Genomic DNA, 23,943 nt, shown 5'->3' on the forward strand with positions numbered 1-23,943 from the left:
TGAGGAGAGATGAGCATGAATGTGAGGACATTAGTATCAATGGCGCTGTTAGTCGGAATCGGAGCCGTGCTGCATGCGGTCATTCCTGGACTGTTTGCCGGCATGAAGCCGGATATGATGCTGGCCATGATGTTTTTGGCGATTTTGCTGTTTCCGAGCGTTAAAGCGGCCGGCCTTGTCGGTGTCGCCACCGGCTTGATTTCCGCTATGACGACGACGTTCCCGGGCGGGCAGCTGCCAAATGTGATCGATAAAATTATCACCGCCTTTGTTGTGTTTGCCCTCGTAACCTTGCTGAAAAAATACAGCCAAACGGTTGTCGGGGCCGCGGTGTTGACGGCTGTCGGCACCGTCATCTCTGGCGCGGTGTTTTTGACGGCGGCGCTCTTGCTCGTCGGGTTGCCGGGCGGAACGGCGTTTCCGGCGCTGTTTGTCACCGTTGTGCTGCCGGCCGCGGCGTTGAACACAGTGGCGATGGTCATTGTCTATCCGATCGTGGCGTCGATTTTCCGGCGGATGAACGTCACAGCGCACGTGTAAACAGCAAAAAACCCGATCATGGTTGGTCGGGTTTTTTGCTATCAAAGGGGGCGGGCGGAAAAAATGCCCATCCATAGCTTGGTTATTACCTTTCATTATGTGAAAATTCAAATAAGTTCTAGACGTAGCGAAGAAGCCAGGCGGCGAGCAGACAGATGGACGCTATTCCAATATAGCGCACAGCCCGCTCTTTCAGCAGTGCTTTCGGCGGGTATGCCCGCGCTTTCCATAAAGCAAAAAAGGTGTTTATAAAAAGACAGAAAAATAAGAATCCGGCAGTGACAAGCAACCATTGTATATACATCATTATGTTCTCCTCCTGTATGCGGCAAGCGCTTTATGGTTACTACTATGAATATGCAAAAAAAATTATAAAAATAAATGTTTTTGTCTTTATTCCTTTTTGTTTTATTGATATAATAGGGAGTAAAAATACGGTGAGGGAAGAGTGGGTGGAACGATGAAAGCGACAGAACAGCACTATTCCATCAAAGAGGCCATGTTATTCAGCCAACGGATCGCCCAGCTGAGCAAAGCGTTATGGAAATCGATTGAAAAGGATTGGCAGCAATGGATTAAGCCGTTTGACTTGAACATTAACGAGCACCATATTTTATGGATCGCCTACCATTTTAAAGGCGCCTCGATTTCGGAAATTGCCAAATTTGGTGTGATGCACGTTTCAACGGCATTTAATTTTTCGAAAAAACTGGAAGAAAAAGGATTACTTTCGTTTTCCAAAAAGCAAGATGACAAGCGTAATACGTATATCGAGCTGACAGAAAAGGGCGAAGAAGTGCTGATGAAGCTCATGGAAACGTACGATCCGGCGAAAAATGCGGTGTTTAATGGGGCGCTGCCGTTGCGCGACTTGTACGGTAAGTTTCCTGAAATTTTAGAAATGATGTGCATTGTCCGCAACATTTACGGGGATGATTTTATGGAGATTTTCGAGCGGGCGTTCGAAAACATTAAAGAAGATTTTGTCGAGCAGGACGGTAAGCTCGTCAAGCGGGCGCCAAAAGCGGAAGAGCACGAGAAAGAGCTGGCCGGCCAGGCTAACTGACGGTTCGGATGAGTGCTTTTAGTTCAGTCATAAGCGGCACAAACATTTGTTGGGCCAACATGGCATCAACTGTTTGTTCAAGCGGAAGGTTCGGATGAAGCATCCCGGCGAATTGCACGAGCAAGGGAGTAAAAATCGTCAATCCTTCCGCTTTTTGCTGCTCATATTGTTCGGCGAGCTCGTGACAAAACGACAGGAACGCATCGACTTCTTCTTTCGTTAAATCGGCGCGGATGACGAGGGAATAAAACGGTTTTTTCGTTTCATCCACCATTTCCATCAGCAACGACTGGTGAAATTCGAGCTTAGCGACTCGTTTTTCCAGCGATTCCATACACCGTGCTCCTTTGGCTGACATAAAATGTGACCGCTTTTACGTATATTTTACCGAATTTGTGCACATTCACCAATAGAAAAAAATTAGTGCGCCATGCGTGAAAGAGAAAAAAGATTGATTTCCGGTCGTGGACGATGTAAAGTTAAAGCCATGGGCGGCGTTTGGTTAAGACGAGGAGGAGGGGAACAGCTTTGACGCTTTATTTTATCCCTCTAGCGGTTGCGGTCTTGTTTTTGGCGAACCAGCTCACCCACTCGCTCTGTGCACAGCGCGATATTCCGGAGGAGCAACAGCCGGCCGTTTTTCGCACCATCAATGTACTTATTACGATTTTATTGATTTCTTCCTATTTTGAAGTGTTGCTTACATAAAAACGCCTGCTCCGCCCACAGGCGAAGAGGGGACAATGAACGAAGAGGGTGCTCCCGGCGCGGGAACACCCTCTTTCGCTTAATAGATGACGCAAGCACAGCCGACAATGATGAGCAAAATAAACAGCACGACAATTAACGCAAAGCCTCCGGCATAAGGTGCGCTCATTGTAACACCCCCTTTCAGCAAGGAGAAGCCCGCCGCGGTGCTTCATCTCCATCATATGTGCGGCAAGCGGGCAATGGATGGGCGGATGGCTGAAACGGAAATAGGTTTTTTTTTTGCGGCAAATGTGGTATAGTTATTGTCGTGGTTTAGGGGGGAGGCGTTTTGTTTCGCAATGCCTCCGCAGGTGCGTAACGCATCGCCCGGTGTTGAACAAGTTCAACCGACTGATGCCGGAACATCAATAGCCGGCAGCTTGAAAAGGAAAATGAAAAAAGATGTAGGGGTTGTGAAACGGATGAAAAAATGGATGATGGCCGCCGCCGTTGTTTCGCTTTTGGCTTTGTCGGCCTGCAATAACGGCGATTCAGAAGCGATTGTCGAAACGGAAAACGGTGCTATTACGAAAGATGAATTTTATAATGAAATGAAAGAGCGCGTCGGCAAGACAGTGCTTCGTGATTTAATCGATCAAAAAGTGTTGAGTGAAAAGTACAAGGTGACAGACGAGGAGATCGACCGTGAAATCGAACGGATTAAGGAGGCGTACGGCACGCAGTACGACTTGATTGTACAGCAAAACGGAGAAAACGTGATCCGCGAGATGATCAAGCTCGACTTGCTGCGGACGAAGGCAGCGATTGAAGATATTAAAGTGAAGGATGAAGAGCTGAAAGAGTATTACGAAAACTACAAGCCAAAAGTTCGCGCCAGCCATATTTTAGTGAAAGATGAAAAAACCGCGAAAGAAGTGAAGGCGAAGCTGGACAAAGGTGAAGACTTCGCCAAGTTGGCAAAAGAGTATTCGCAAGATCCGGGCTCGGCTTCTAACGGCGGTGATTTAGGCTGGTTCGGCCCGGGCAAAATGGTTAAAGAGTTTGAGGATGCGGCCTACCAACTGAAAGTCGGCGAAGTGAGCGATCCGATTAAAACCGATTACGGTTACCATATCATTAAAGTGACGGATAAGGAAAAGAAAAAGTCATTTAACGAAATGAAAGACGAAATTACATTTGAAGTAAAACGGAGCAAACTTGACCCGACAACAATGCAATCGAAAGTGGATGAACTTGTGAAAGACGCCGGCGTTGAGATCAAGGACAAAGACTTGCAAGATGTGCTTGGACAACAGTAAAAAAGCGGAAGCAGGGTTTTGCCTGCTTCCGTTTTTAGTTGAGTTGGTGGCGGATTGTGGCGGCGATTGTCTGCAAGTCGGCGGGTGTATAGTCGCTGGCATGTGATTTCCAGACGGCGCCAAATCCGTCGCCTTTGCCGTAGCGCGGAATGAGATGAAGATGGTAATGGAACACCGTTTGCCCAGCTGATTCGCCATTGTTGTTCAGCAAATTGAGCCCGGCCGGGGAGAACGCTTTATTCAATGCGTTGGCGATCGCGGGCACGACGCTAAACAATCGGCTGGCTACATCAGGCGTGAGGGTAAAAACGTTTTCTGTATGTATTTTCGGGATCACAAGTGTATGGCCTTTCGTAACTTGGCTGATGTCCAAAAACGCGAGCACATGCTCGTCCTCGTACACTTTCGCCGCCGGCAGTTCACCATTAATAATTTTGCAAAAAATACAATCGCTCACGAAAACGGTCACCCTTTCCTTTTGTTTTCTTCATTTTACCATAAAAAAACCGGGATGTAATCCCGTAAAACGGCTACATCCCGGCCGGTGAAAAGGGGAGAGGATCATGCAAAATCAAATGTGCGTTTGATGAACACCCCATTTGCGACAAAGTCGTTTAGACGTGAGCGCTTCCTTTGTTCAACGTGACCATCCCCTTTTGGACAGGTTCGTTGCTTCCCAGCAACAGATAGATGGCCTTTGTTCATGAACGGTTACAACGTCTTGCAGCTCACAACGGTGTCTTTGACGAACACCCCATTTCGGATGGATCGTTCATCAGCCTTTGCTTGGTGATTCCCCATCCCCTCTTCGCTATTTATCATGCCTCGGATCACAGTGTTTATGCAAAGTAGCGAAAAGAACTTTTTTGGTAAAAATAGCTGTTTTTTGGTACAATGGGGACGACAGCGATTAGAGAACGGAAAGGAAGCAGACGATGACGCTTTTGCAAGTGGAGCACTTATACGGGGGATATACAGCGCAAAACGTGCTTGAGGATGTGACATTTACGGTCGATCGTGGTGAAATGGTTGCATTGATCGGCTTAAATGGAGCTGGCAAAAGCACGACGATCAAACATATTATCGGTCTGATGGAGCCGCGCCGCGGTACCGTTTCGATCAACGGCCATACGCTTGCGACGGAACCGGAAACGTACCGGCGGCAGTTTGCCTTTATTCCGGAAACGCCGGTGTTGTATGAAGAATTGACGCTTGAGGAACATTTGCGTCTGGCGGCGATGGCGTACGGGCTTGACGAGGCGGAGTATGAACGGCGTCTTCCGCCGCTGCTTCGCGAGTTTCGGTTAGAGCGGCGGCTTTCCTCGTTTCCGGCCCACTTTTCTAAAGGGATGAAACAAAAAGTGATGATTGTTTGCGCTTTTTTGCTCGAACCGCCGCTTTACATTATCGACGAGCCGTTTCTCGGCCTTGACCCGCTCGCGATTCATGCGTTGCTTGAGCGGATGAATGAACAAAAAGCGAAAGGGGCAGGCATTTTGTTGTCGACACACATTTTAGCGACGGCGGAGCGGTTTTGCGATTCATTCGTCATTTTGCATCAAGGCCGGGTTAAAGCGAAAGGGACGCTTGAGGACATTCGCCGTCAGTTCGGACTGAAAGCGGCGACACTTGATGAAGTATATATTGAATTGGCAAAGGACGATGCGCCATGATCGATGCTCATAAGCTTTGGCAACAACGTCTCCAAGCCGAAGGAAAAAAAAGGATCCGCTATTTGCGCTATATGTTGAACGATCATTTGCTCGTCGGTTTGGTCATCGTCCTCGGCGGTATAGCGGTCATGTACGAGCGCTGGGTCGAGACGCTCCCGGACTCGTTCCCGTATCCTGCCATTGCGGCGGCCGTGTTCGGCTGGGCAGTCTCATCCGGGACGGTGCGCACGTTATTTCGCGAGGCGGATGCGGTGTTTCTGTTGGCGGCTGAATGGCAGCTATCTCCGTATATTCGCCGGGCGTTTCTTTTCTCTTCGGTGTGGCACGTATACGGCCTCTGCCTGGTGCTATTGCTGGCCGGACCGCTTCATGCCAGATTTTCCCCGGTTCCGTGGCCGCTTTTTTTGCTTGGTCTTGCGGGCTTAAAGCTTTGGAATTTATGGGTCGCTTGGAAAGGAAGCTTTGTCGCCGAGTTGTCTTTTCATCGTCAAAGTGCACTCGCCCGCTTCGGGTTGGCGGCGTTAGCCGTTTATTTTTGGTTGGCGGGGGCTCCATGGCCGTTTTCGGCAGTGATTGTTGCGCTGATGGGCGCCCTTTCGATTTATTTGTTACGTTTGACGAAAGGGAAAGGGTGGAAATGGGAATGGCTCATTGCTGAGGAGCAGCGCGCAGCAAGGGCGTTTTACCGGCTGGCTAATTTGTTTACTGATGTTCCACAATGGCGGGAGGAAGCGAAGCGGCGGCGTTGGCTTGACCCGCTGCTTCGCCTTATCCCGTATGGGAAGCGGAACGTCTTTTTTCACTTGTACGTGCGTACGTTTCTCCGCGCCGGTGGGTATGCCGGGCTATACATCCGCCTGACGGTGCTCGGGAGCGTGTTGCTCGCTGTGGTCGATCACGAATACGCCCGGGCGGCGATCGTGTTTTTCTTTCTTTATTTGACTGTTGTTCAGTTGGCAGCGCTGCCTTCCCGCCACCGCTATTCGCTGTGGACGCAGCTGTATCCGCTGCCGCCGACAGAGCCGGCTGCGGCTGCCAACCGGTTGTTCTCCATCTTGCTCATCGGGCAAAATACGGTGTTTCATCTCGTATTGTTCGTTGTTTCCCCGCACCCCCTTTGGCTCGCCACGTGGGTGGGTGGAATCGTTTGGGGCGTTTGGACGGCCGGACGGTATGTCCGCCCGCGGCACGGCTTAAAAGCCGAGCGTTAACGCTTTTCTGCGTTAATGCCGGCGTTTTTTGTTTCCGGCGAGAATGCTCCCACTTCCTCGTCTTGATCTGCACGCATGCTTATGTCCATGTTTCTTTCTTCCACCCATCCTGCATTGCACCTCACACTGCTGCCCGCACTTTGTTCTCACACCTCTGTTCCCGTTTCATATGCTGTAGTACACCGGCCCAGGCGCATGTCTGGCGGGCCGGGCTGGAAGTCGGGGAGAAAGGGGATTTGTTTATGGGTGTAGAGCTTGTGGCACTGCACTGGATTTACCTGCTGTTTATCGTGCTCATTATTGGGTTTATGGTCGCCCGCAAAGATACATCACTCGTTTGCATTGCCGGCATTTTTTTGTTGGCGGCGGTCGCTACCCATTCACTGAGCGAAGCGGTCAGCGGTGTGTTTAACAGCTTTATTTACGCCATTACCGAATTGCTGCCGACAATTTTAGTGATCTCGATTATTGTTGCGATGAGCAAAGTGTTATCGGCGACTGGCATCAACGATGTCATGGTATCGCCGTTTGTCCGTTTCATCCGCACGCCGGCTTGGGCGTATTGGACGATCGGGATGTTGATGATGGTGATCTCTTGGTTTTTCTGGCCATCTCCGGCCGTTGCCCTTATGGGGGCGGTGCTGTTGCCGGCAGCGGTTCGGGTGGGCTTGCCGGCGCTAGGGGTGGCGATGGCGATGAACTTGTTCGGACACGGCATCGCCCTTTCAGGTGATTTTATCATTCAAGGGGCGCCGAAGCTGACAGCTGATGCGGCCGGACTGCCGGTTGGCGACGTCATTGCGGCCAGTGTGCCGCTCGTGTTGGTCATGGGGGTCGTCACGACTGTCACGGCGTTTTATTTGTTGCGCCGTGACATGAAGCAAGGCCGTTTGACGAACGGGGATGCAGAAATCGCTGCCGCCACCGATTCGGCGCTTGAGAAAACGGGTGGGCTGCTGGCCGAGACGACGAAAAAATGGCTGGCGCTTTTGATTCCGGTGCTGTTTGTCCTTGACGTCATCGCGATGTTTTATTTGCATCTGCAAGGCGGGGAGGCAACGGCTCTAGTTGGCGGAACGGCGATTTTTATCTTAATTCTTATTTCTGTTTTAGCCCACCGACAAGAAAGCTTTGAGGAGGTGACAAACTACTTTATTGAAGGGTTTCAATTCGGGTTTAAAGTGTTTGGTCCCGTCATTCCGATTGCGGCCTTTTTCTATCTTGGTGATGCCGGATTCGTGAAAATTATTGGTGACTATTTGCCGCAGGCGTCACAAGGGATTGTCAACGATTTAGGGGTCGCCTTGGCTCATGCGGTGCCGCTGAACAATGAAATCGGGGCGGTCACGCTCACGATCGTCGGCGCCATTACCGGCCTTGACGGTTCTGGATTTTCCGGCATCTCACTTGCCGGTTCGGTCGCTCATTTGTTTGCCGTTGCCATTGGCGGCGGGGCGGCCACGTTAACAGCACTTGGCCAGATTGCTGCTATTTGGGTTGGCGGCGGCACGCTTGTTCCGTGGGCGCTCATCCCGGCTGCGGCGATTTGCGGCGTCGATCCGTTTGAGCTGGCGCGCCGCAACTTGATTCCCGTAGCGGTCGGATTGGCGATCACGACCGTTGTCGCCATGTTTCTCATCTGACCAAAAAGCTGTCCCGTGCGGCCGGGACGGCTTTTTTGTTATAATAAGCATGGATTGAAAAATCGGTCGATTTTTTGACAGTTTGTTTCCTTCTCTATACATCGGGCATCGAAAACTGTATAGTGAAAAAGAGATAAGCAACGTGGATGTACAAGAAATCAGGAAATCGTTGACTGGACTGGATGAAGGAAAGGCGGATGAAGATGACAAGACGAATGAACGATACGTTTTTGCGCGCCTGCCGCGGCGAAAAAACGGATTATGTGCCGGTGTGGTACATGCGGCAAGCCGGGCGGTCGCAACCGGAGTATCGGGCGTTGAAAGAAAAGTATTCACTGTTTGAGATCACACACCAGCCGGAGCTTTGCGCTTACGTCACGAGGCTTCCGGTTGAGCAATATGGCGTTGATGCTGCGATTTTATATAAAGACATTATGACGCCGCTGCCGGCAATGGGCGTTAATGTAGAGATTCAGGGTGGCGTCGGGCCGGTGATCGCCAACCCGATCCGCTCGCTTCAAGACGTCGAACGGCTCGGGGAAATCGATCCGGATTATGATGTGCCGTACGTGCTTGAGACGATCCGGTTGCTTGTCACCGAACAGCTCGACGTGCCGCTCATTGGGTTTGCCGGCGCGCCGTTTACGTTGGCGAGCTATATGATTGAAGGCGGCCCGTCGAAAAACTATTATAAAACGAAAGCGTTTATGTACGCCGAGCCGGCGGCATGGTTTGCGTTAATGGACAAGCTCGCCGGGATGACGATCCGCTATGTGAAAGCACAAATTGAGGCGGGGGCAAGCGCCGTGCAAATTTTTGACTCTTGGGTTGGCGCGGTGAATGCGGACGATTACCGGACGTTTATTAAGCCGGCGATGGCGCGCATTTTTGCCGCTTTGCGTGAGGAAGGTGTACCGCTCATCATGTTTGGCGTCGGGGCGGGCCATTTGGCGCGCGAGTGGAACGATTTGCCGCTTGACGTCATCGGTCTTGATTGGCGGCTATCGATTCGTGAAGCGCGCCGCCAAGGCATTACGAAAGCCATCCAAGGCAACTTGGATCCGGCGGTGCTGCTCGCGCCATGGAATGTGATTGAAGAGCGGGTGAAACGCATTTTGGACGAAGGAACGGAGCAGCCGGGCTATATTTTTAACGTGGGACACGGCATTTTCCCTGATGTGCAGCCGGCCACATTGAAACGGCTCACAGCTTTTATCCATGAGTATACTTCAGCAAAGTAAACGAGGTGCAACACAATGGCCAAGAACATTGTCGGACTGCTTGTGATGGCGTACGGCACTCCGTACAAAGAAGAGGATATCGAGAGATACTATACACATATCCGCCATGGGCGGAAGCCGCCGCAAGAACAAATCGATGATTTAAAAGCGCGCTATCAAGCCATCGGCGGCCTGTCGCCGCTTTCGAACATTACGGAAGCGCAGGCGAAGCAACTCGAGAAACGGCTGAATGCTGTGCAAGAGGACGTGGAGTTTCGCGCGTATTTGGGGTTGAAACATATCGAGCCGTTCATTGAGGACGCGGTTGAACGCATGCACGCCGACGGCATAAAAGAGGCGGTCGGCATCGTGTTGGCGCCGCATTATTCCACATTCAGCATCCGCTCGTACAACGAGCGGGCCAAAGCGGCAGCCGGGCGGCTCGGCGGCCCGGCCATTTATACGATTGACCAGTGGTATGACGAACCGAAGTTTTTGCAATATTGGACCGAACAGGTGAAAGCCATTTTTGATGCCATGCCGGAACGTGAGCGGGAGCGGGCTGTGTTGATCGTCTCGGCCCACAGCCTGCCGGAAAAAATCATCGAGGCCGGGGATCCGTATCCAGTACAGCTTGAAGACACGGCAAGGCGCATCGCCGAACAGGCCGGCGTCGCCCATTACGCCGTCGGCTGGCAAAGTGCCGGCAACACACCGGAACCATGGCTGGGCCCGGATGTACAAGATTTGACGCGTCTCCTCCATGAAGAGCACGGCTATACGTCGTTCGTTTATGCGCCGGTCGGCTTTGTTGCCGATCATTTGGAAGTGTTGTATGACAACGACATTGAATGCAAACAAGTAACCGAAGAAATTGGCGCCCGCTATTACCGGCCGGAGATGCCAAACACCGATCCACTGTTTATTGATGCGTTGGCGACGGTCGTGTTAAAGCGGTTCGCAAAAGAAGGCGATCAGCATGAGTGAAGAACAACGGACGGTTGTGATTATCGGCGGCGGCATTACGGGTCTTACTGCCGCCTACTACTTGCAAAAAGCGATCAAAGAACAGCATCTACCGCTGGCATGCAAGCTTGTTGAGGCGACGCACCGGCTCGGCGGAAAAGTGCAGACAGTCGTCCGCGACGGCTTTGTCATTGAGCGTGGCCCGGACTCGTTTCTAGCACGGAAAACGAGCGCATTTCGACTTGTGAAAGAAGTCGGGCTTGAACAGGAAATCGTCCATAATGCGACCGGAAAGTCGTACATTTTAGTTAACGGAAAGCTATATCCGATTCCGGGCGGGGCGGTGATGGGCATCCCGACGCGCATTGCCCCGTTTGTGGCGACCGGGTTGTTTTCCCCTGCGGGCAAGCTGCGGGCGGCGCTCGATTTTGTGCTGCCGCCGGTGAAAACAGACGGTGACATGCCGCTTGGCCGCTTTTTTCGCCGCCGTTTAGGCGATGAAGTGGTAGACAATTTGATCGAACCGTTGCTGTCCGGCATTTATGCCGGCGACATCGACGAAATGAGCTTAATGGCGACATTCCCGCAGTTTTTTCAGCTTGAACAAAAATATGGAAGCCTCGTTCGTGGTGCAAAACGAACGACGCCAAAAGAGCAAAAGGAGCGAAAAGGGGCGTTTCAGACATTAAAAACGGGTTTGCAGTCGCTTGTTGAAGAGGTGGAGAAACGGCTTGAGCCGGGCAGCGTCATAAAAGGAACGCGCGTGGAGCGGATCGCCCGCGCCGGTTCGGTGTACCAGCTGCAATTGAGCAACGGTGAAACATGGGAGGCAGACAGTGTGATCATCACCACGCCACACCATATTGTGCCTGACATGTTTGCCGATTACCCGTTTTTTGCCCCGTTCCGATCGGTGCCGCTGACGTCGGTGGCGACGGTCGCGCTTGCTTTTCCGGAACAAGCGATCCGCCAAGATATTGACGGCACCGGGTTTGTCGTCTCGCGCCGCAGCGATTATACGATGACGGCGTGCACGTGGACGCACAAAAAATGGCCGCATACGACACCATCCGGTAAAGCGCTGCTGCGCGGCTATGTCGGACGTCCAGGCGATGAGGAGATCGTCGATCAGCCGGATGACGAGATTGTCCGCGTTGTATTGGATGATTTAAACAAGGTGATGAAAATTGACGGCCAGCCGGAGTTTGCCGTCATCTCCCGATGGAAACGGGCGATGCCGCAATATACGGTCGGGCATCGCGAGCGGCTGGCGAAGATTAAGCAACATATGGCCGCCGAGTTGCCTGGGGTGTTTTTGGCCGGCAGCTCCTATGAAGGACTTGGGTTGCCGGATTGCATTGATCAAGGGGAGAAGGCAGTCCGTGACGTGCTTGATTATTTGTGGCAAGGGAAACCCGACCGGCCGGCAGAAGCCCTGTACAGCGGTGTCCATTAGCCGTCAGCTCGCTGGCGCCCGGCGGTGGAGGCCGTCGGAGACAATGTTGAGGCCGGGCCTCCTCAAGGGGGCATCATTTTGGTCCTTTACGTGGCGGCGTGCACATGGTATGATAGAGACGAATTGACCAATTTGTCCATTCAGTCAAGTTAAAGGATGAGGCTCATGGCAAGCGACCGTAAACGGCAAATTATCGAGGCGGCGGCCCAATCGTTTGCTGCGTTCGGCTATAAGGCGACAACGATGGAGCAAATTGCTAAGCTCGCCAACGTCGGCAAAGGGACGATTTACACGTTTTTTAAAAGCAAAGAGGAGCTGCTTGATGAAATCGTTTCATCTTTGATCGCAGAAATCAAGGCAGAAGCTGAGCAGGCGATGGCTCCGTCGTTGCCATTTTCCGAAAACGTCCATCGCGCTTTGTACCGCATTTTGGAATTCCGTCAGCGCCACCAATTGACGGCGAAGCTGCTCCAAGAAGTGCGCAACATTGGCACTGCGGCGGTACAGGACGTGCTGGCCAAGCTCGACCGGGAGATGGTTGAGTTTATCCGGCAAAAAATTGAGGCAGCGGTGGAAAAAGGGGAAATCCGTCCGTGCAATTCGGAAATTACCGCATTTTTAATGTTGAAGGTGTACATTGCCTTGATCGTCGATTGGGAAAAAGATCATGAGCCGCTGACAAAAGAGCAAATTGCCGAACTGTTTGCCCTTTATTTTTTACAAGGATTGTCCAAGTAGATGATCCTGTCTTTTTTTGTTAGTTATGACCATATGGACAAATTGGTCATTTGTTCAAAGGAGGAATAGGCTAGATGCTGATGAAAGAATTGCAAGCTATTCTGCTCCGCCCGAAAGTGCTCATTCCGGTTCTTGCGGTTTTGTTCATTCCCCTTCTTTATAGCGGATCGTTTTTGTGGGCGTTTTGGGATCCGTACGGTCATTTGGATCGATTGCCGGTTGCGGTCGTCAATGAAGATGAGGGGGCGCTGCTTGACGGCAAGAAAATTCAGCTTGGCAACGATGTCGTGAAACGGCTGAAGGAAAATGGTACGTTTGATTGGCAGTTTGTCAGCCGCAAGCAGGCGGATGATGGGTTAGAGGACGGAACGTATTATATGGCGGTCATGATCCCGAAAGATTTTTCCGCCAACGCAACAACGGTGCAAAGCGGGAAGCCGAAGCCGCTGAAACTGGTGTACATCCCGAATGAAGGGGCGAACTATTTGGCGGGAAAAATCGGCGATTCCGCGATAGAAGCCATTAAGGAAGAAATGGCGAACAATGTGACAAGAACTTATGTAGAGACGATGTTGGCGAAGATGCAAGAGGCAGCTGACGGGCTCGGTGAGGCGGGCAAAGGGGCGAGCCAGCTGCATGACGGGGTGCAAGCCGCGCGAAAAGGGGGCCGCGCACTTGTCGATGGAATGACAGGGGCGGAGCAAGGCAGCGCCCGTCTGTCTGCTGGAGCGAAGCAAGCCAAGGACGGGGCGGACGAGTTAACCCGTTATTTAACTGAGTTGGCCGAGAAATCGCTGACGTTTGAAAACGGCTTGCAAGCCGCTAACAGCGGAGCGAAACAAGTGCAGGACGGGACGGCGTCGCTTGCAGACGGCCTTGGGCAGCTGGCTGGCGGAAGCCGCGAGCTTGCCGATGGTGCAACCGCCGCTCAACATGGGGCGGCATCGCTTGCGGGCGGGCTTCATGATTCGCTTTCTGCCCTCAAAGAGCTGCAAACGCAGTTGCCGGTGTTAACGGATGGCGCCAATCGACTTCAACACGACGCGTCTCAACTAAGCGGAGAGGTTGAAATGTGGAAGCGAAAAGCGAATGAAGCTGCCGCCGGGGGGAGCGAAGTGCAAAAAGGACTCGAGCAGTATGCCGCCGGGTTGCAAGTGTTGGCTGCCAAGGCGCAAGATCCGCAGGAAAAGGAAACGTTGCAGGCGCTGTATGAACAGCTTCAGCCGCTCGTTGAGGAAAGCGGAAATGTGGCAAATGGTGTCGGAGCGTTGGCTGATGGAATGGAGCCGATCCAAAACGGGCTTTCCCGCCTCGCGGGCGCCGCGTCCGCTCTTGCCTCCGGACAGCAGGCGGCACAGTCTGGTGTAGGAAAACTCGTTAACGGGCAACAACAGTTGGTCAATGGGGCAGATCGTCTACTCGCCGCCCAACAAACATTGGCCGACGGAGCGGACAAGTTGGCCAAACAGCTGCAACATGCGCATGACGGAGCGCAAACGCTTGCTGCCGGAAGCCGCGAGCTTGCCGAGGGGGTCAACAAACTGGCTTCCGGTTCAGCCGGCTTCGTCTCGGGGACAAATCAATTAGCCGAAGGGGCCAACCAGCTTTCCAATGGCGTTTCCGCTGTGGCGGAGGGGGCGTCTTCACTTCATGAAGGGCTTGGCCGCCTTGCCCGCGGCGGAGAATCGCTCCTAGGCGGCCTCGGCCGGCTTGAGGATGGAGCGGAGCAGCTGGCCGACCGCTTGCAAGAAGGAGCGGAAAAAGCGGATGGCATTCATGCGGACGATCAGGCGTCGCAAATGATTGCCGATCCGGTGCAAAAGGATAAACAGCCGCTTTATCATGTGCCGAACTACGGAACCGGGTTTGCCCCGTACTTTTTGTCGCTCGGCTTGTTCGTCGGGGCGCTGTTGTTGACGATCGTCTTTCCGCTGCGTGAACCGGCCGGGCGCCCATCGTCAGGCTTTGCTTGGTTTTTCGGGAAATGGGGAGTGCTTGCCGCGGCGGCGGCGGCACAAACGCTTTTGGCTGATGCATGGCTGCTTTATGGCCTTGGTTTGCATGTGCAGAGCGTCGGCCGCTTTGTTTTGTTGACGTGGATCATCAGCATGACTTTCATGATGATCGTTCAATGCCTTGTCACACTCTTTGACAATCCGGGACGGTTTGTCGCGATTTTGCTTTTGATCGCACAGTTGATTGGAAGCGCCGGCACGTATCCGCTTGAACTCGTTCCAGGTGCGTTGCAGCGCATCCACCAATGGCTGCCGATGACGCACGCCATTCGCGGGCTGCGGGCGGTGATTTTGAGCGGCGATTTCACGCTCATGTGGAAGGAGGCGTCCATATTGGCAGGAGTGGCTGCGGTCTTTGCTGCAGCGACGCTCGGGTATTTTCTTCTCCTTTACCGCCGCCGCTATCGAGCATGGGCCGAGACGGAAACAGCAGCTTGAGAACGGGGAACGGCCGGCAGCAACCGTCCCATATTAGGCAAAAAGCGCCTTTAACACCACAATGGGCGCTTTTCTTTTCTGTGAAAATAATGAATCCATGAGCGGTTATTTTCATGCTTGGGTGGCGAGTAAAAGCTTACTCATGGATGTTTTTTGAGGATAAATGGATAAATAAAAAAAGGCCCCATAACTGGGGCATCAAGGCAAAAAAGCAGGCTGCATCGAGGAACAGCCTATCGCCGGCAGGGCAGCCGGCATCGTGACGCAAGGGCAGCGTCCGCTCACCTAGTGGCGGTAAGCGGCGCCAAGGCAGTCAGAACATGTGTTGCCGTAGCACTCGTGTTGCTCGTCAATCGTTTTGCCGCATTGCGAGCACTTTTTCGGCGGCAGGTTTTTGAAAAATTCCAACACTTTCATCAACATCTCGATCCCCTCCGTTGTCTTGTTGGTTTTATTGTATTATAACACAACCGAAAATGTCAATAGGTGTTTTAAAACAAAAAACAACAAAGATGAAAAAATGGTGGTTGTCATGTATGATGAAGGCAAGATGGATGGAAGGAGAGGAAAGGAAATGAAAGTGACAGTCATCGGTTATTGGGGAGGGTTTCCGGCCGCCAATGAGGCGACATCTGCTTACTTGTTTGAGCATGACGGGTTTCGTTTGCTTGTCGACTGCGGGAGCGGAGCGCTTGCCAAGCTGCAAAACTACACGGCTGTAGAAAACTTGGACGCCGTCATCGTCTCCCACTATCATTATGACCATATCGCCGACATCGGTCCGCTCCAATATGCGCGTCTCATTCATAAAAATTTAGGAGCGAACCTGCCGGTGTTGCCGATTTACGGCCACAAAGAAGATGAGGCGGCCTTCGCCCGCCTGACGCATAGCGGCATTACGGAGGGAAACACCTATGATCCGGAAGGGACGCTTGTTGTTGGGCCGTTTTCGCTTACATTTCTAAAAACAGCCCATCCGGTGCCATGCTACGCTATGCGCATTACCGCTGGGGGCAAGACTGTCGTGTATACGGCTGATTCAAGCTACATGCCGGAATTTGCACCGTTTGCAAAAGGAGCTGACTTGCTCATTTGCGAGTGCAATTTTTACGCCGGGCAAAACGCAGCCCCGGCCGGCCATATGACGAGCGAGGAGGCGGCGGCCATCGCCGAGGGGGCGGGTGTTGGTGAACTATGGTTGACGCACTTGCCGCACGTTGGCAGGCACGAACAGCTCGTTGAAGAAGCGGAGCGGACGTTCCGCGGCGTCATTCGCCTCGCCCGCACCGGTTTAGTGTGGGCGCTATAACAAAAATCATCGAAAAAACAGCAAAGGAAACGCTTCCACTTGTCCTTTGCTGTTCTTTTTTTTATAATAAATTATAGTTCGAATTTTTTTACTTAAAAAATGAATGGTCATTCATTCATTTTAAGGGGGAGATTGGATGAATGTAACGACGCGGTTGGCGCAAATCGCCAAACAACTGCCGGACAAAGAAGCATACGTATTTATGGGAGAACGATGCACGTACCAACAATTGTACGCTGCGGCGTCCCGGTTTGCCGACGGGTTAATGCAGCTTGGCATTCGCCGGGGCGACCATGTCGCCCTGTTGCTTGGAAACTCACCTCAGTTTATCATCAGTCTGTACGGGGCGTTGCGGCTTGGGGCGACCGTTATTCCGATCAACCCGATTTATACGCCGGAAGAAATCGCTTATATTTTGCACAATGGTGACGTGAAGGCAGTGATCGGGCTCGATTTGCTCGCTCCGCTCGTTGACATGGCAAAGCAACGTTTGCCATTGCTCAAGCAAGCTATCGTTTGCGAAACGGCGCAAGGAAAGGAAAAAGGAATCGCATTATCCGCCGGGATGAAACCGTTTGCGGAGGTGTTGGCTGCCGGCGACCCGGCGTTTGCAGGACCGGAGCTTGATGATGATGATGTCGCCGTCATTTTGTATACGTCCGGAACGACCGGCAAGCCGAAAGGGGCCATGCTCACGCATCAAAACTTGTACAGCAACGCCCAAGATACGGCTGATTACTTAGGCATCAATGAGCATGACCGCGTCATTGCCGCTTTGCCGATGTTCCACGTCTTTTGCCTGACGGTGGCGTTAAATGCACCGCTTATGAACGGGGGGACGGTGCTCATTATGCCGAAATTCAGCCCGGCCGCCATGTTTACGTTAACCCGCGAGGAAAAGGCGACGATTTTTGCCGGCGTGCCAACGATGTACAATTTCCTTTATCAGCATGAGGGAGGAAGCGCAGCTGATTTGCAGACGCTTCGGCTTTGCATCTCAGGGGGAGCTTCTATGCCGGTCGCGTTGCTTGAAAACTTTGAGAAAAAATTCAATGTGATCGTCTCGGAAGGGTATGGGTTGTCGGAGGCGTCGCCAGTGACGTGCTTCAACCCGCTTGATCGGCCGCGCAAGCCTGGCTCGATCGGGACGAGCATTAAAAACGTCGAAAACAAAGTCGTCAACGAGTACGGTGAAGAAGTGCCAGCCGGGGAAGTGGGTGAGCTTGTCGTCCGCGGTCCAAATGTTATGAAAGGGTATTACAAAATGCCGGAGGAAACAGCGGCCGCCTTGCGCGATGGCTGGCTGCACACCGGCGATTTGGCGCGCATGGACGAGGATGGTTATTTTTATATCGTCGACCGAAAAAAAGAGATGATTATCGTCGGCGGCTACAACGTATACCCACGTGAAGTCGAAGAAGTGCTGTACAGCCATCCGGACGTCGTTGAAGCGGCTGTGATTGGTGTGCCGGATCCGGATTACGGCGAAGCGGTGCGGGCGTTTGTCGTCGCGAAAAATCCGGGGCTGACTGAGGAGGAATTGCTCGCCTACTGCCGTGAGCGGTTGGCGAAGTATAAAGTGCCGGGCGAAATCAGCTTTTTAGAGGAACTGCCAAAAAACGCAACAGGAAAAATTTTACGGAGAACGTTAAAAGAACGGTTGACCGCTTCCCATAGTTGAGGTGCTGAATGTTCAGCACCTTCTCTTTTTTTTGAATAATATATTGAAAACAAAGAGATAAACCTATATAATTTGACACATAAAAGCATAAAAGGGCAAAAGTTAATGAAACGTATCTATACAAGGGGGATCGGATTATGGGCAAACAGATGCAACGACTTGCCATGTTATGCGCAGCAAGCTTTTTGCTGCTTGGCGGCTGCGGCGGAGCGAAAGAAACGGGAAGCAGCCAAGGAAATGGCGGCGGACAGGAAGCGAAGGAAAAGACGTATAAGGTCGGGGTGACACAAATTGTCGAGCATCCGTCACTTGATGCGGCGCGCAAAGGATTTGAGCAGGCGTTAAAGGACAAGGGGCTGTCCGTCGAGTATGACGTACAAATCGCCCAAGGAGACCAAAGCAACAACCAAACGATCGCCACGAACTTTGTCTCGGATGGCGTTGACTTGATTTTCGCCAACTCGACGCCAAGCGCGCAGGCGGCGCTCAACGCAACAAAAGACATTCCGATCGTGTTTACGTCAGTGACGGACCCGGTCGGCGCTCAGCTTGTCCAATCGATGGAACAGCCAGGCGGCAATGTGACAGGCACGACCGACACTCATCCGGAGGCGATTCCGAAAACGGTGCAGTTTATCGATAAGTACATCAGCGGCGGCCGTGTCGGCATGGTGTATAACGCCGGCGAACAAAATTCAGTCGCCCAAGTGGATCAAGTGAAAAAAGCGATGGAAGGAACCGATTTGAACATCGTTTCCGCATCGGTATCCACGTCGGCTGAAGTAAAACAGGCGGCTGAATCGCTCATCGGCAAAGTCGACTGTTTCTATATCATCACCGACAATACGGTTGTATCAGCGCTTGAGTCCGTTATTCAAGTGGCCAACGAACATGATATTCCCCTTTTCGTCGGCGAGCTTGACTCAGTGAAGCGCGGCGGGTTTGCGGCGTATGGGTTTGACTATTATGACATCGGTTATGAAGCAGGGGAAATGGCGGCGCAAATTTTGCAAGACGGCAAGAAGCCGTCCGATTTGCCGGTGCAATATCCGCAAAAATTGAAGCTTGTCATAAATAAAAAAGCGGCGCAAGAAATGGGAATCGAACTTAATCCGGAATGGGATTCGATCGCCGAATATATCGAATAAACGACTGTCCCTCCTTCCGCAAAGGGGGGATTTGTCGCCAAAAGGTGGGTGAGAACGGTGTGGACAGCGATGTTCAGTTCTGTGGAAGCGGGCTTGATTTATGCCATTATGGCGCTTGGCGTCTATTTGTCGTTTCGCATTTTAGATTTTCCTGATTTAACGGTTGACGGCAGCTTTGTCACCGGTGCATCCGTTGCCGCGGTGCTCATTTTTAATGGGGCGAATCCGTTTGCCGCGTCAGCTGCGGCGCTTTTGGCCGGCTTTGCGGCCGGAGCGTTGACCGGGCTGTTGCATACGAAGGGGAAGATCAACCCGCTTTTATCCGGTATTTTAATGATGATCGCCTTGTATTCGATCAATTTGCGCATTATGGGAAAATCGAACGTGCCGCTGTTGCAGCAGGAGACCATCATGACGAAAATCACGGCCGTCTGGCAACAAACCGGACTGGACGCGGTGCTCAATCAACTGTTTTCTTTTACGGGATTCATGCCGCGGACATGGGCCATTTTATGTTCGATGGCCGTGCTCGTATTGATTATCAAAGGAATTCTTGATTGGCTGATGAAAACAGAATTCGGAATCGCGCTGCGGGCGGCCGGCGACAACAAGCCGATGGTGGCAAGCTTTTCCGCCAACACGGATTGGCTTATCGTCTTTGGGCTTGGGTTGTCCAATGCGCTCGTTGCCTTTTCTGGGGCGCTCATCGCCCAGTATGGCGGGTTTAGCGACGTCGGTATGGGAATCGGGATGATTGTCATCGGTTTAGCTTCTGTGATCATTGGCGAAGCGTTGTTCGGCGCCCGTTCAGTCATACGCGCGACGTGGGCGGTCATCGGCGGCGCTATCGTTTACCGCCTCATTTTAGCGCTCGCCTTGCGTGTCGAGTTTTTGGAAACGGGCGATGTAAAATTAATTACCGCACTCATTGTCATATCAGCGCTCATCGTGCCTAACGTGTTGGCGGTACAAAAAGAAAAGCGGCGGAAAAAGCGGAAAGCACGGCAGTTGGAAAGGAGGGAGTCCGTTGCTGGAGCTGAAACGAATTACAAAAGTATTTAACGAGGGAACAGCTGACGAGAAAGCCGCTTTGCAAGGCATTGATTTAACGCTTTCGCCCGGTGATTTCGTCACCGTTATCGGCAGCAACGGCGCCGGAAAATCAACGCTGATGAACATCATCGCCGGGAGGCTGTCTCCCGACACAGGCGAGGTATGGATCAACGGCCGCAACGTGACCATGCTTAAAGAACATGCCCGTGCCCGCTACATCGGCCGCGTGTTTCAAGATCCGATGGCCGGTACCGCCCCCCATATGACGATTGAAGAAAATTTGGCGCTCGCTTACAACCGGACAAGGCGGCGCACATTGCGCCTTGGCGTGACACGAGAAAAGCGCGAGTGGTTTCGGGAAACGCTGCGCACGCTCCACTTAGGGTTGGAAGACCGGCTCACCGCCAAAGTCGGGCTCCTCTCCGGCGGAGAACGGCAAGCGCTCTCGCTGTTGATGGCGACATTCACAAAGCCGAATGTGCTTTTGCTTGACGAGCATACCGCCGCTCTCGACCCGGCGCGCGCCGAGCTTGTCACCGAATTGACGAAGCAAATCGTCGCTCAACATAGCTTGACGACGTTGATGGTGACGCACAATATGGAGCAGGCGATACGCCTTGGCAATCGGCTTATTATGATGGACGGCGGGCAAATTATTTTTGCCGCTGAAGGGGAGGAAAAAGAGAAATTGACGGTCGAGCGGTTGCTTGAAGAGTTTCAGCGCATTCGCGGCAGCCGGTTTGCGAGTGACCGCGCTGTGCTTAGTTCGTAAAGTGAAACGAGGTGTCCGAAGCTTGCGGGCACCTCGTTTTCTGTACAACGAAGCGGATCAAGTTGTTGGAAGCGGCTTGGTCGCTTTTTGGTAAGCGGCTTGCAGCGCTTTCGTTACGGCCCCCGGTTCGCCGCTACCGATTGCTGTCTCGTCAACTTGAACGATCGGGGTGACCGCGGAAGTGGTGCTCGTTAAAAACAGTTCATCCGCCTCGGCGAGGCTGCTGACTGAAAACGCCTTTTCGATGAAAGGAATGCCAAGTTCGGCGCAAAACTGTTGGACTTTTGTGCGGACGATGCCGTTTAAAATCCGTTCCGTCGCCGGGTGGGTGTATACGGTGTTGTGTTTGACAAGAAAAATGTTCGATGAACTGCCTTCGGTAACGACGCCATCGCGGTGAAAAATGGCTTCAAACGCTCCGCGTTCGACGGCTTCTTGTTTCGCGAGCACGTTTGGCAGCAAGTTTAAGCTTTTAATATAGCAGTACTCCCAGCGAACGTCTTTCGTTAAAGTGGCACGCACACCGTGCGTCATTTCGTCTGTTTTTCGCGCCATCGGTTGGATATAGGCGTACAAGTTCGGTCGGTTTTCGGCTGGGAACGCGTGGCTGCGCGGAAAGCTGCCCCGCGTCACTTGCAAATACAAAATGGCATCTTCGCGCACATCGTTCATGCGGCGAAGCTGTTCGAGCTGCTCGGACAGCTCTTCGGGAGCGAACGGGACGGACAGGCGAATGGCGGCTGCTGAACGGTACAGACGGTCGAGATGCTCTTGAAGCCAAACGTACGCTCCGCTGTATAGGCGAACTACCTCATAGACGCCATCGCCAAACTGCAAGCCGCGTTCTTCCATCGGATACGTCACTTGCTCATAGCGAAAAATGCCACGTTCGGTCAATACGTGCGGTTTTACTGACATAATAGTGCACTCCTTTTCAATTGCGCAAATAATGAACCAATTCGATTATATCATAGATTGATTTTCTCCCCTACTCCCGCTTTGTGCCAAAGCGGGAGCTTCCTAGAAGGCCGGGCATTGAAAAGGAGAGGCCGCTTTCACGGAGCAGTTTTTAAATTGAGAAGTTTTGCGCCGCTGTAACGTTATTCCTTTCCATCTCCTGCAAATTAAGCGAATCCGTTGTTTTCGCTAGCCTCCTAGTTAAGAGGATAAAAGAACTGACCTATGTTCGGGTTGCGAAATGACAGCGATTTTTAGACAATAAACATATCAAACTAGTGAAACGGGGGAATGGATAGATGGAAACAACATGGACGGCTGGTAAAATGGCGCCGTTTCGCCAAGGAGTGCAGGCGGGGGTGGCGATCGCCATCGGTTATATGCCGATCGCGCTGACATTTGGCCTGCTCGCTAAGACGACCGGGCTGACGCTTGCAGAAACGGTGCTGATGAGCGTCGTCGTTTTTGCCGGCGCCTCGCAATATATTGCGCTCAGCTTGCTTTCCGTCGGTACCGGTATATTTGAAATCATTTTAACGACATTTATTTTAAACATTCGCCATTTTTTAATGTCCGCTTCGCTCAACGAAAAAGCGGAGGCGGATGCGCTTTGGAAAAAGGCGCTGTATGCGTTTGGCATTACGGATGAAACGTTTTCCGTTGCGGCCATGAAAGAGGGGACGGTTAGCGCTTCGTATATGTTTGGGCTGATCATGATGGCGTACGGCAGCTGGGTCGTCAATTCCGGCATCGGTTATGCTGTCGGGGCAAGCTTGCCGGAAAGCTTACAAGAGAGCATGTCGGTCGCTTTGTACGCCATGTTTATCGGCTTGCTCGTCCCAGCGCTGAAAAAGCAGCGGAAAACGGTATGGCTGGCAGGGTTAGCTGCCGTGTTCAACTCGCTCGGCACGCTTGTCTTTCATCTGTCTAAAGGCTGGTCGATCGTGCTGGCGACGCTTCTTTCGGCAGTCGTCGTCCAGTGGCTGGCGAAGAAGGGGGAGAATGAGGATGAATAACGCGATCGTTTGGATGATTCTCGGCATGGGGATCGTCACGTATTTGCCGCGCATGTTGCCGCTCGTGCTGCTTGGGCGCGTCCAGCTGCCGCCGTTTTGGCAAGGGGTGCTGAAAAATGTGCCGTATGCTGCACTTGGCGCGCTGATTATCCCTGATATTTTTTTCATTCAAGACGACATTCTCTTTGGGGTGATCGGTTTTGCGGCGGCGGTGACTGCCGCCTGGCTCGGTGCGAATGTTATTGTTGTCGTGCTTGCTGCGGTTGTGGTGCTTAGTTGCTATTCGATGCTGATGTAAAAGGTTCGGCATTCAATGAAAAAAAGGGCAGACAATGCCCTCTTTTTTCTTTCCGCACGTTACACCTATTACCAAATCATCACGACAATTCATCCATAATCGTTTTGTACACTTCATCAACACGAAATCGTGACGCTCCCCCCATGTCGATCTGTTCGATGACCCGTCCGTCCCGATTGAGCAAGTAAGCGAGCGACGTATGCACAATCATGCCGTTTCCCGGGTCACGGTATTGGAAGTTGAAAGCGTCTGCCGTCGCTTTTGTCGCTACTTCGCTGCCGCGCAAAAACACCCATCCTTGCCCATCGCCAGTCACCCCAAACGTATTTGCGTATGTTTGCAGTTTTTCTTTCGTATCGCGCTCAGGGTCAATGGTGATTGTAACAAATTCTACATCGCGGCCGAATACTCCGGCTTTTTGCAATCGGTCACGCAATTTCGCCATCTGCATGGTCGTATTTGGACAAATATCCGGACAGTTCGTGTAAATGAACTCGACGAGCCGGACTTTTGGCGGCAAGCTGTCAAAAGAATAAGGGGCTCCCCATGCAGTCTCCATCGTCACGTCATCCGGCAGATGCATAGCGGACGGTTTATAGACGGCAAAGTAAAAGATGCCGGCACCGATGCCAGCGAGCACAAACGATGCGGCGATCATATACCATTTTTTCATCATCATCACTCCTCTACTATTGATCATACCAAAACGGCGGACAGAAAGAGTACTGTTTTTA

Annotated in this window: 26 protein-coding genes; 19 read left to right on the forward strand and 7 right to left on the reverse strand. The window is 52.2% G+C overall.

Translation table 11 applies throughout. The annotated features are described in order from the left end of the window. Positions 1–15: 15 nt before the first annotated feature. The gene (locus M493_RS03030) at positions 16–540 is read left to right on the forward strand and encodes a tryptophan transporter (protein WP_023817479.1); all 525 of its coding nucleotides are present in this window, start codon (positions 16–18) and stop codon (positions 538–540) included. A 118-nt stretch (positions 541–658) separates the two neighbouring features. Here the strand turns inward: M493_RS03030 and M493_RS03035 are convergent, their stop codons facing one another. Further along, positions 659–847, reverse strand: coding sequence for a hypothetical protein (locus tag M493_RS03035; RefSeq protein WP_023817481.1), 189 nt, complete (start codon positions 845–847; stop codon positions 659–661). Positions 848–1,000: 153 nt separating this feature from the next. On the opposite strand from M493_RS03035, the gene M493_RS03040 reads away from it, so the two are divergent. Beyond that, positions 1,001–1,606 carry an HTH-type transcriptional regulator Hpr gene (locus M493_RS03040; RefSeq protein WP_020958797.1) on the forward strand — a complete coding sequence of 202 codons (606 nt, stop codon included), beginning with the start codon at positions 1,001–1,003 and terminating at the stop codon, positions 1,604–1,606. Here M493_RS03040 and M493_RS03045 read toward each other — a convergent pair. Beyond that, a complete protein-coding gene (locus tag M493_RS03045; RefSeq protein WP_020958798.1) occupies positions 1,599–1,940 on the reverse strand; it encodes a YhaI family protein in 342 nt (113 codons plus the stop codon). The genes M493_RS03040 and M493_RS03045 overlap by 8 nt on opposite strands. A gap of 194 nt (positions 1,941–2,134) precedes the next feature. Here M493_RS03045 and M493_RS03050 point away from each other — a divergent pair, with 194 nt between their 5' ends. Next, entirely contained in the window at positions 2,135–2,314 is a 180-nt protein-coding gene (locus M493_RS03050; RefSeq protein WP_020958799.1) for a hypothetical protein, read from the forward strand. Between the two features lie 79 nt (positions 2,315–2,393). On the opposite strand, the gene M493_RS17470 is transcribed toward M493_RS03050, so the two are convergent. Then, on the reverse strand, positions 2,394–2,483 hold the full coding sequence (locus M493_RS17470; RefSeq protein ID WP_020958800.1) for a YjcZ family sporulation protein: 90 nt from the start codon (positions 2,481–2,483) through the stop codon (positions 2,394–2,396). A gap of 295 nt (positions 2,484–2,778) precedes the next feature. Between M493_RS17470 and M493_RS03055 the strand changes: the two genes are divergently transcribed. Beyond that, positions 2,779–3,615, forward strand: coding sequence for a peptidylprolyl isomerase (locus tag M493_RS03055; RefSeq protein WP_041267842.1), 837 nt, complete (start codon positions 2,779–2,781; stop codon positions 3,613–3,615). Between the two features lie 34 nt (positions 3,616–3,649). On the opposite strand, the gene M493_RS03060 is transcribed toward M493_RS03055, so the two are convergent. Continuing rightward, positions 3,650–4,072 carry an HIT family protein gene (locus M493_RS03060; RefSeq protein ID WP_020958802.1) on the reverse strand — a complete coding sequence of 141 codons (423 nt, stop codon included), beginning with the start codon at positions 4,070–4,072 and terminating at the stop codon, positions 3,650–3,652. 478 nt (positions 4,073–4,550) lie between these two features. On the opposite strand from M493_RS03060, the gene M493_RS03065 reads away from it, so the two are divergent. The 8 genes from M493_RS03065 (at position 4,551) to M493_RS03100 (ending at position 14,975) form a co-directional block, all read left to right on the forward strand. Continuing rightward, on the forward strand, positions 4,551–5,288 hold the full coding sequence (locus M493_RS03065) for an ABC transporter ATP-binding protein (protein ID WP_020958803.1): 738 nt from the start codon (positions 4,551–4,553) through the stop codon (positions 5,286–5,288). Then, complete coding sequence (locus tag M493_RS03070; protein ID WP_020958804.1) at positions 5,285–6,499, forward strand: ABC transporter permease; 1,215 nt, start codon at positions 5,285–5,287, stop codon at positions 6,497–6,499. Before M493_RS03065 ends, M493_RS03070 begins: the two co-directional genes overlap by 4 nt. 242 nt (positions 6,500–6,741) lie before the next feature. Continuing rightward, positions 6,742–8,142 (forward strand): hypothetical protein, encoded by a 1,401-nt coding sequence (locus M493_RS03075; RefSeq protein WP_020958806.1) that lies wholly within the window; start codon positions 6,742–6,744, stop codon positions 8,140–8,142. Between the two features lie 203 nt (positions 8,143–8,345). Beyond that, entirely contained in the window at positions 8,346–9,383 is a 1,038-nt protein-coding gene (hemE, locus tag M493_RS03080) for a uroporphyrinogen decarboxylase (protein ID WP_023817483.1), read from the forward strand. Positions 9,384–9,398: 15 nt separating this feature from the next. Next, positions 9,399–10,349 (forward strand): ferrochelatase, encoded by a 951-nt coding sequence (gene hemH, locus M493_RS03085; RefSeq protein ID WP_020958808.1) that lies wholly within the window; start codon positions 9,399–9,401, stop codon positions 10,347–10,349. Further along, entirely contained in the window at positions 10,342–11,784 is a 1,443-nt protein-coding gene (hemY, locus tag M493_RS03090; protein WP_020958809.1) for a protoporphyrinogen oxidase, read from the forward strand. Before hemH ends, hemY begins: the two co-directional genes overlap by 8 nt. Before the next feature lie 165 nt (positions 11,785–11,949). Next, a complete protein-coding gene (locus M493_RS03095) occupies positions 11,950–12,522 on the forward strand; it encodes a TetR/AcrR family transcriptional regulator (RefSeq protein WP_020958810.1) in 573 nt (190 codons plus the stop codon). Between the two features lie 74 nt (positions 12,523–12,596). Then, entirely contained in the window at positions 12,597–14,975 is a 2,379-nt protein-coding gene (locus M493_RS03100; RefSeq protein ID WP_020958811.1) for a YhgE/Pip domain-containing protein, read from the forward strand. 285 nt (positions 14,976–15,260) lie between these two features. Here the strand turns inward: M493_RS03100 and yhfH are convergent, their stop codons facing one another. Continuing rightward, positions 15,261–15,398 carry a protein YhfH gene (gene yhfH / locus M493_RS17475; RefSeq protein ID WP_020958812.1) on the reverse strand — a complete coding sequence of 46 codons (138 nt, stop codon included), beginning with the start codon at positions 15,396–15,398 and terminating at the stop codon, positions 15,261–15,263. 151 nt (positions 15,399–15,549) lie between these two features. On the opposite strand from yhfH, the gene M493_RS03105 reads away from it, so the two are divergent. The 5 genes from M493_RS03105 to M493_RS03125 all read left to right on the forward strand — a co-directional run bounded on the left by M493_RS03105 (position 15,550) and on the right by M493_RS03125 (position 20,938). Then, complete coding sequence (locus M493_RS03105) at positions 15,550–16,284, forward strand: MBL fold metallo-hydrolase (RefSeq protein WP_020958813.1); 735 nt, start codon at positions 15,550–15,552, stop codon at positions 16,282–16,284. Between the two features lie 136 nt (positions 16,285–16,420). After that, positions 16,421–17,965 (forward strand): fatty acid--CoA ligase family protein, encoded by a 1,545-nt coding sequence (locus M493_RS03110; protein ID WP_020958814.1) that lies wholly within the window; start codon positions 16,421–16,423, stop codon positions 17,963–17,965. Positions 17,966–18,102: 137 nt separating this feature from the next. Then, a complete protein-coding gene (locus M493_RS03115; protein ID WP_020958815.1) occupies positions 18,103–19,113 on the forward strand; it encodes an ABC transporter substrate-binding protein in 1,011 nt (336 codons plus the stop codon). Between the two features lie 69 nt (positions 19,114–19,182). After that, the gene (locus tag M493_RS03120; protein WP_041267843.1) at positions 19,183–20,175 is read left to right on the forward strand and encodes an ABC transporter permease; all 993 of its coding nucleotides are present in this window, start codon (positions 19,183–19,185) and stop codon (positions 20,173–20,175) included. Beyond that, a complete protein-coding gene (locus tag M493_RS03125) occupies positions 20,141–20,938 on the forward strand; it encodes an ABC transporter ATP-binding protein (protein WP_020958817.1) in 798 nt (265 codons plus the stop codon). The genes M493_RS03120 and M493_RS03125 overlap by 35 nt, the downstream gene beginning before the upstream one ends. Before the next feature lie 57 nt (positions 20,939–20,995). Here the strand turns inward: M493_RS03125 and dat are convergent, their stop codons facing one another. Continuing rightward, on the reverse strand, positions 20,996–21,856 hold the full coding sequence (dat, locus tag M493_RS03130) for a D-amino-acid transaminase (protein WP_020958818.1): 861 nt from the start codon (positions 21,854–21,856) through the stop codon (positions 20,996–20,998). A 338-nt stretch (positions 21,857–22,194) separates the two neighbouring features. On the opposite strand from dat, the gene M493_RS03135 reads away from it, so the two are divergent. Both M493_RS03135 and M493_RS03140 read left to right on the forward strand, forming a co-directional pair. Further along, the gene (locus tag M493_RS03135) at positions 22,195–22,911 is read left to right on the forward strand and encodes an AzlC family ABC transporter permease (protein ID WP_020958819.1); all 717 of its coding nucleotides are present in this window, start codon (positions 22,195–22,197) and stop codon (positions 22,909–22,911) included. Then, positions 22,904–23,209 carry an AzlD domain-containing protein gene (locus M493_RS03140; RefSeq protein ID WP_020958820.1) on the forward strand — a complete coding sequence of 102 codons (306 nt, stop codon included), beginning with the start codon at positions 22,904–22,906 and terminating at the stop codon, positions 23,207–23,209. The genes M493_RS03135 and M493_RS03140 overlap by 8 nt, the downstream gene beginning before the upstream one ends. A gap of 79 nt (positions 23,210–23,288) precedes the next feature. Here the strand turns inward: M493_RS03140 and M493_RS03145 are convergent, their stop codons facing one another. Further along, entirely contained in the window at positions 23,289–23,882 is a 594-nt protein-coding gene (locus M493_RS03145) for an SCO family protein (RefSeq protein ID WP_020958821.1), read from the reverse strand. Positions 23,883–23,943 lie beyond the last annotated feature (61 nt).

Source organism: Geobacillus genomosp. 3 (assembly GCF_000445995.2).
In the GTDB taxonomy this organism is placed as follows: Bacteria; Bacillota; Bacilli; order Bacillales; family Anoxybacillaceae; genus Geobacillus.

Excerpts from the sequence above, each read along its gene's own strand:
- M493_RS03095 (WP_020958810.1), top strand. The coding sequence starts at position 11,950 with ATGGCAAGCGACCGTAAACGGCAAATTATCGAGGCGGCGGCCCAATCG.
- M493_RS03070 (WP_020958804.1), top strand. The coding sequence starts at position 5,285 with ATGATCGATGCTCATAAGCTTTGGCAACAACGTCTCCAAGCCGAAGGA.
- M493_RS03135 (WP_020958819.1), top strand. The coding sequence starts at position 22,195 with ATGGAAACAACATGGACGGCTGGTAAAATGGCGCCGTTTCGCCAAGGA.
- M493_RS03100 (WP_020958811.1), top strand. The coding sequence starts at position 12,597 with ATGCTGATGAAAGAATTGCAAGCTATTCTGCTCCGCCCGAAAGTGCTC.
- dat (WP_020958818.1), bottom strand. The coding sequence starts at position 21,856 with ATGTCAGTAAAACCGCACGTATTGACCGAACGTGGCATTTTTCGCTAT.
- M493_RS03045 (WP_020958798.1), bottom strand. The coding sequence starts at position 1,940 with ATGGAATCGCTGGAAAAACGAGTCGCTAAGCTCGAATTTCACCAGTCG.
- M493_RS03115 (WP_020958815.1), top strand. The coding sequence starts at position 18,103 with ATGGGCAAACAGATGCAACGACTTGCCATGTTATGCGCAGCAAGCTTT.
- M493_RS03075 (WP_020958806.1), top strand. The coding sequence starts at position 6,742 with ATGGGTGTAGAGCTTGTGGCACTGCACTGGATTTACCTGCTGTTTATC.
- hemH (WP_020958808.1), top strand. The coding sequence starts at position 9,399 with ATGGCCAAGAACATTGTCGGACTGCTTGTGATGGCGTACGGCACTCCG.
- M493_RS03055 (WP_041267842.1), top strand. The coding sequence starts at position 2,779 with ATGAAAAAATGGATGATGGCCGCCGCCGTTGTTTCGCTTTTGGCTTTG.
- M493_RS03140 (WP_020958820.1), top strand. The coding sequence starts at position 22,904 with ATGAATAACGCGATCGTTTGGATGATTCTCGGCATGGGGATCGTCACG.
- M493_RS03040 (WP_020958797.1), top strand. The coding sequence starts at position 1,001 with ATGAAAGCGACAGAACAGCACTATTCCATCAAAGAGGCCATGTTATTC.
- M493_RS03035 (WP_023817481.1), bottom strand. The coding sequence starts at position 847 with ATGATGTATATACAATGGTTGCTTGTCACTGCCGGATTCTTATTTTTC.
- yhfH (WP_020958812.1), bottom strand. The coding sequence starts at position 15,398 with ATGTTGATGAAAGTGTTGGAATTTTTCAAAAACCTGCCGCCGAAAAAG.
- hemY (WP_020958809.1), top strand. The coding sequence starts at position 10,342 with ATGAGTGAAGAACAACGGACGGTTGTGATTATCGGCGGCGGCATTACG.
- M493_RS17470 (WP_020958800.1), bottom strand. The coding sequence starts at position 2,483 with ATGAGCGCACCTTATGCCGGAGGCTTTGCGTTAATTGTCGTGCTGTTT.
- M493_RS03120 (WP_041267843.1), top strand. The coding sequence starts at position 19,183 with ATGTTCAGTTCTGTGGAAGCGGGCTTGATTTATGCCATTATGGCGCTT.
- M493_RS03030 (WP_023817479.1), top strand. The coding sequence starts at position 16 with ATGAATGTGAGGACATTAGTATCAATGGCGCTGTTAGTCGGAATCGGA.
- M493_RS03110 (WP_020958814.1), top strand. The coding sequence starts at position 16,421 with ATGAATGTAACGACGCGGTTGGCGCAAATCGCCAAACAACTGCCGGAC.
- M493_RS03065 (WP_020958803.1), top strand. The coding sequence starts at position 4,551 with ATGACGCTTTTGCAAGTGGAGCACTTATACGGGGGATATACAGCGCAA.
- hemE (WP_023817483.1), top strand. The coding sequence starts at position 8,346 with ATGACAAGACGAATGAACGATACGTTTTTGCGCGCCTGCCGCGGCGAA.
- M493_RS03105 (WP_020958813.1), top strand. The coding sequence starts at position 15,550 with ATGAAAGTGACAGTCATCGGTTATTGGGGAGGGTTTCCGGCCGCCAAT.
- M493_RS03145 (WP_020958821.1), bottom strand. The coding sequence starts at position 23,882 with ATGAAAAAATGGTATATGATCGCCGCATCGTTTGTGCTCGCTGGCATC.